This window comes from Palaeococcus sp. (in: euryarchaeotes) (assembly GCF_053987695.1).
In genome coordinates this window covers 1-4,804 of the sequence record NZ_JBMXHE010000015.1, presented here as the reverse complement: position 1 = coordinate 4,804, position 4,804 = coordinate 1, and the positions used below count along the sequence as shown (strand labels likewise).

The window sequence follows — 4,804 nt, the reverse complement described above, 5'->3', positions numbered from 1 at the left end:
TTCAAGCACAGAGCGAGAGGGTTCATGTCGAGAGAACGTTTAGAGGGATTAGCTATCTTGAGATGGACTTTCAAAAGGCCTTGGAGATCTCCGGAAAGAGAGCCATAGTTGCCGCCGTTGATTACGTTGCCGTTACGGGCAGCTTCATAAGCTCATCATATAAGGTAAACAACACCATTAAAGATTTAATATTAACGGGTACTTCCTCGAGTATGCCCGGCTATGACTTCAACAGGGTTATGAGAGGACAGACCATTGAAAAATGGCTCATAAATATGAGTCAAGAGCTTGGGGAGCAGGGATTTGAAGTTTTACCAAATGCAAGTGTGATAGCAAGCAGTATGGAACTTACAGTTGCACCCCTCGATTCATTCAGGGTTGTCATAAGGGCGAGAATCCCCAACATAACCATTAGGGATCTATCGGGTAGAGTGGTTTACAGCGGTTCAATACCGAGAAGCGGGGATTATATCTATTCCATTGTAAACCTCGAAAATCTCGAGGACTCATTCTTCTCAGCGATGACCGGGGGCAGATACCAGCGCTCGATTAGAGCATGCTCCTATTCATTCCCCGAACTCATTGACAAGCCAATTAAAGTTTTAGAGGGTGAAGGGAAGAGCAGCGAATCCCATGTGCCCGGAGAGCTTATTAGGAATCTGGAGTCGGACAAAATTTACTTCGGAGACACATACATAGGAGCCGGCGCAAAGGCATACGTTTTAACGAATGGCTCGGTGAATCAAACGACCGCGCCCATAATAGTCAACACAACCCTGAATGGAACGAGAATCTCCCCGGATAAAGTTTTCAATCAAGGGGATATGGGGGTTCTTGTTTTTGGGAATGTGAGTGGGAGTGGAAGTGGTAGTTGGTGCTCTGTTTTAGGCGATAGAATTAATGTAACAATTCAAAATAGTGGAGGAAACGATCTAACAAACTTCCAAGTACCTATTTATATTGACAGTTCCCATATCACAAACCCGACTACTTTGAACACATTCTTCACCACAGCAGATTCTGATGGGGATAATGTACCCGTACTCGAGATTTATGATGAGAACTGTAATTCAATTAATTTTTGGGTAGAAAACTGGGACACCTCAAATAAAGAAGCGTTGATATGGGTAAACGTTACAATCCCCGCAAGCTCTCAAATAACACTCGGTATATACTTTGATTCGAGCGGTACGGAAACGCTTGGAGACCCTGATGAGGTATTTGATCTCTACGATGATTTTGAAGATGGTACTTTAGATGGATGGAATTTTGAGGGAGATAGGGGGTGGACCATAACAACTATTAGTTATGAGGGAAGTTATAGTGCCACAAATGAAGATGTTGGAAATAATGAATATGCATGCATGTATACAACAATTAATTTAGCAAGCTATAGTGTATTATCCTTCTGGTGGAAGGTAAGTTCAGAACGCTGGTATGATTACTTGAATTTTTATATAGACAACGTATGGTATGATGGAATTAGCGGCAATGTAAATTGGAACGAGAAAGAGTACCTAATTATGAGTACAGGCCAGCATACTATTAAATGGTGTTATGAGAAAGATTGGTCTGTTTCACGAGGAGATGATGCTGGATATGTAGATTATATCATATTGAGGAAATATGCAAATCCAATGCCAAGTATAATCCAATATTCTTCAATAGAAACAAAACCCTCCCCCTCTCAGGGAAATACAACAACTGCAAGGGCCTATGATATCCAGCCCTTTATCAACTGCATCATGGATAGCCGCTATTTTGGTGTTGAAGACGGTTGGTCGTTCTTCGAGCGCCTTGAGGGAAGCAACACAAATCACAATGCATATGTAGCCCTTGCTCACCAGATGCAGGATGAACTTGGAGTGAAATTTGGAAATCAGTATTATCCAATAGGCTTGGTTAGCTTCATGATACCGCACGCAAACTATGATGAGAAGCTCTTCAACCTCTTCAACACGCTGGGAATCTCTGTGGAAGAAGGACAATCCAGTGTGGATTATTACTTCTTAGATTATTACTTCAAAGGAGGCTCAAAGGTGTCAGGAAGCAGAATATGGGGAATTTCCTATGGGACCATGTCAAGCGGAGATTTAAGCACTATCCCATTCTTTATTGATAATCAGACAGCAACTGCCATATTTGGAAGCCAAGGAGCACAGGATTTAATGACGGGGTGAAATCATGAACCTTGAAGAATCCCTTTACAGGGTGGGTGAGCTTGCGGAGTCCATATGGAAGCAACTCTTAAAATTCATCTTTCCAGAGCCAAAGGAGAACCCTCCGAGATTTAAAGTTCTAAAGAAGATCATCAGAAGAAAGGTCTCCGTTCATGAAATGCTGAGCCTCAAACTCCAGCTCTCCTTTATTCTCTATCTGGTGATAGCACTCCTGCTCGTCCTGTTCACCCAGAATGTGCTCTATTTAACCCTGTTAAGCACTTTATATTTTTTGTACATTAGAGCCCTAATCTCATGGAACCGCCGCTTCTTCATAGAGTACGAACCCTACAGAGCATTTTACTATGGATTAACGGGAATAGCCTTTGCCTCATATCTGGGATATTTAATCATGCGAAGAACCGCGCCCAGCATTTATTATTTCTATGGTTATCTCGTTGCAATATTTGTGGCAGTGTTTCTCTTTAGATACATTTTCAGGGCGAAATACAGAAGAGAATGGACTTATGGAGTTGTCGAAGAGGTTAAGGGGGATTTAGTCAAGATAAGCACTCACGATGATATACGGGCAAATATAAAGCCGGGAGAGTACTGGGTTGACAGAAGCGAGAAGGTAGAGGTGGGAAGTGTTGTTAAGGTGCTGGTCGAAGAGCACATTCTGAGGGGTGCGGTTCCCAAGAGGATTATGGAGGTCTATGAATCGTCAAAAACCTCAACCGAGCCAAAAGCCGAGAGCGATAGTAACAGCAACAGGTAAAGTGAGGTGCATGGCTCCCTTCCATAGGTCTTTACGAATCCTTCCCCGTTTTTGATTATAAGAGGTTCAACTCCCCCGGAGGGGCATATGATTCGTATTCCTCCTCCTTCGAGCTCGCATTCCATGCCGAGTCCCCTGCAGACCCTCTCGATGAAGGAGAGTGCTTTTTCATGGTTGTCAATTTTTATTCTGTAGTAAATCGTGTAGCCCATCTCCCTCACCTACTCTAAGAATTAGTAATGAAATCACAGTTAAAAAGTTTTCGATTTTGCAATCAGAAGTTGTAAAATAGGCGGGTAGAAAAGATTACTCAGAGGGCTTTCTAAGGTCTATTCGGGTTATGCCAAGTTTATCATAAACAGAGTCGGAGCTTATAATCCTCCCACCACAGCCGGCGGCATGGAAGGCATCAAAAACCTTAAGTCCGTACTCCTTCACGTAGATTGCAGCCTTCAGGTAGCGGGTGTCTTCAATACCGCACAGTGCCATGACACTTTAGACGATTTTAATGGGGTCAAGACCATAACGCTCTGCCAACAGGAGAAGCTCAATAAATGTGGCATCCGAGGTCGTTATATCCCCCCTGTACTTCTCAAGTATCTTTCTAGCATTTTCCTTCAGCCAGTCGTCCGGCTTCAAAAGAGCAAGAAAAAAATCCGTATCTGCATAAATCATTTCAGCTCCTCCAGAGCCTGTTTTAATATTTCTCCCTTCAGCTTCTCCGGAGAGACCTCAGGAAGTGATTTCCCAAGCTCTTCAAGTTCTTTCAGGGGATCTTCGGGTTTTGGAATAATTAATATTCCATTTGGAGTTTCCACAAGGTAAACTTCACTCCCCACCTTACTCCTCATGCTCTTTGGAATATAGAGGCGTCCCCTTGAGTCCACTTTTGATATCATTTTCCCACCATAACCTAATTAGTGGGCATAATATTTAAATTTTTCCAAAAGTCCACGCAGCGGTTCCAAAATATAGAAAAGGCTAGAGCTCACCGCAGAGCCTTGCAAAGTTTTTGTAGATCTCGCTTCCCCTTTCGGTGTGTGCAACTTCCGGATGGAATTGCACCCCATAAATTGGCAATTCCTTATGTTTCATAGCTTCAATGGGGCAGAATTCGCTCTTAGCTAAAAGTTCAAACTCCTCTGGAAGTTCTTTAACCTCATCCATGTGGCTCTCCCAGACTTTGAGGCGCTTTGGAATGCCCTTAAATATGTCGTCTTCGTCTAAGATTTCCACCTCAACGAGGCTGTACTCCGCCTTCTCACCACGCCCAACTTTGCCCCCGAAGTGCTTGGCTATGAGCTGGTGTCCCAGACAAATCCCTAAGATTGGCACATTAAGTTCCTCGTAGTGCTCTAGGATTGTTTCACAGTTGCCCGTTCTTTCCAAAGTTGGGCCGCCTGAAAAGATTATGCCCTTTGGGTTCATTGACTTTATTTCTTCTAGGGATGTGGTGTTTGGGATTATTTTAGCTTCAACGCCAAGATACCTCAAAGTTCTCCAGATCCTGTGTACGTATTGCCCGTGGTTGTCCATTATGATTATCATTCCCCCACCTCCAGCGATTTGAAAAACTTTTCCGCCTCTTCAACCAGATAGAAGGCTTTAATACCCGCTTTCCTTGCATTTTCTGCCATTTTTCTATCATTGGTTAAAAGAGTGGCATTTAGAATTTTTGAGGTTGAGATATAGTAGGAATCCGCTGCACGGGAATGAATTTTAAAAGAAAATTCCAGTGCCTCTTCAAAGAATTCAGATTCACCTACGAGAGTCATGAAGTCAAACACATCCATGAATCGTCGAACCTTATCTTCGGGTGTAAAACGCCTTAAGACGCTCACAAACTCAACCTGACATAACTTCGGTG

8 protein-coding genes are annotated in these 4,804 nt (G+C 43.2%); 2 read left to right on the top strand and 6 right to left on the bottom strand.

What is annotated here, in order from left to right:
- Together ACXJGZ_RS01600 and ACXJGZ_RS01595 are read left to right on the top strand one after the other, a co-directional pair.
- Positions 1 to 2,180 (top strand): DUF2341 domain-containing protein (locus tag ACXJGZ_RS01600; RefSeq protein ID WP_456398068.1); only part of this gene is annotated, 2,180 nt, incomplete at its 5' end.
- 4 nt (positions 2,181 to 2,184) lie between these two features.
- The gene (locus tag ACXJGZ_RS01595) at positions 2,185 to 2,937 is read left to right on the top strand and encodes a DUF2101 family protein (RefSeq protein ID WP_456398066.1); all 753 of its coding nucleotides are present in this window, start codon (positions 2,185 to 2,187) and stop codon (positions 2,935 to 2,937) included.
- Here ACXJGZ_RS01595 and ACXJGZ_RS01590 read toward each other — a convergent pair.
- The 6 genes from ACXJGZ_RS01590 to ACXJGZ_RS01565 all read right to left on the bottom strand — a co-directional run.
- Positions 2,874 to 3,149 carry a hypothetical protein gene (locus ACXJGZ_RS01590; RefSeq protein ID WP_456326388.1) on the bottom strand — a complete coding sequence of 92 codons (276 nt, stop codon included), beginning with the start codon at positions 3,147 to 3,149 and terminating at the stop codon, positions 2,874 to 2,876. The two genes, ACXJGZ_RS01595 and ACXJGZ_RS01590, sit on opposite strands and share 64 nt — an antisense overlap.
- 94 nt (positions 3,150 to 3,243) lie before the next feature.
- The gene (locus ACXJGZ_RS01585; RefSeq protein WP_456398064.1) at positions 3,244 to 3,426 is read right to left on the bottom strand and encodes a hypothetical protein; all 183 of its coding nucleotides are present in this window, start codon (positions 3,424 to 3,426) and stop codon (positions 3,244 to 3,246) included.
- 6 nt (positions 3,427 to 3,432) lie between these two features.
- A complete protein-coding gene (locus tag ACXJGZ_RS01580) occupies positions 3,433 to 3,612 on the bottom strand; it encodes a PIN domain-containing protein (protein ID WP_456398062.1) in 180 nt (59 codons plus the stop codon).
- Positions 3,609 to 3,836: an AbrB/MazE/SpoVT family DNA-binding domain-containing protein gene (locus ACXJGZ_RS01575; RefSeq protein WP_293257215.1), complete on the bottom strand. Its 228-nt coding sequence runs from the start codon at positions 3,834 to 3,836 to the stop codon at positions 3,609 to 3,611. Before ACXJGZ_RS01575 ends, ACXJGZ_RS01580 begins: the two co-directional genes overlap by 4 nt.
- Positions 3,837 to 3,918: 82 nt before the next feature.
- Entirely contained in the window at positions 3,919 to 4,485 is a 567-nt protein-coding gene (locus ACXJGZ_RS01570) for a GMP synthase subunit A (RefSeq protein ID WP_456398059.1), read from the bottom strand.
- On the bottom strand, positions 4,482 to 4,804 hold a 323-nt coding region (locus ACXJGZ_RS01565), incomplete at its 5' end, for a type II toxin-antitoxin system VapC family toxin (RefSeq protein ID WP_456398057.1). The genes ACXJGZ_RS01570 and ACXJGZ_RS01565, both read right to left, overlap by 4 nt.

What these genes read in the sequence shown, in the direction of transcription:
- ACXJGZ_RS01595 (WP_456398066.1), top strand. Translation starts at nt 2,185, where the DNA reads ATGAACCTTGAAGAATCCCTTTACAGGGTGGGTGAGCTTGCGGAGTCC.
- ACXJGZ_RS01590 (WP_456326388.1), bottom strand. Translation starts at nt 3,149, where the DNA reads ATGGGCTACACGATTTACTACAGAATAAAAATTGACAACCATGAAAAA.
- ACXJGZ_RS01585 (WP_456398064.1), bottom strand. Translation starts at nt 3,426, where the DNA reads ATGGCACTGTGCGGTATTGAAGACACCCGCTACCTGAAGGCTGCAATC.
- ACXJGZ_RS01580 (WP_456398062.1), bottom strand. Translation starts at nt 3,612, where the DNA reads ATGATTTATGCAGATACGGATTTTTTTCTTGCTCTTTTGAAGCCGGAC.
- ACXJGZ_RS01575 (WP_293257215.1), bottom strand. Translation starts at nt 3,836, where the DNA reads ATGATATCAAAAGTGGACTCAAGGGGACGCCTCTATATTCCAAAGAGC.
- ACXJGZ_RS01570 (WP_456398059.1), bottom strand. Translation starts at nt 4,485, where the DNA reads ATGATAATCATAATGGACAACCACGGGCAATACGTACACAGGATCTGG.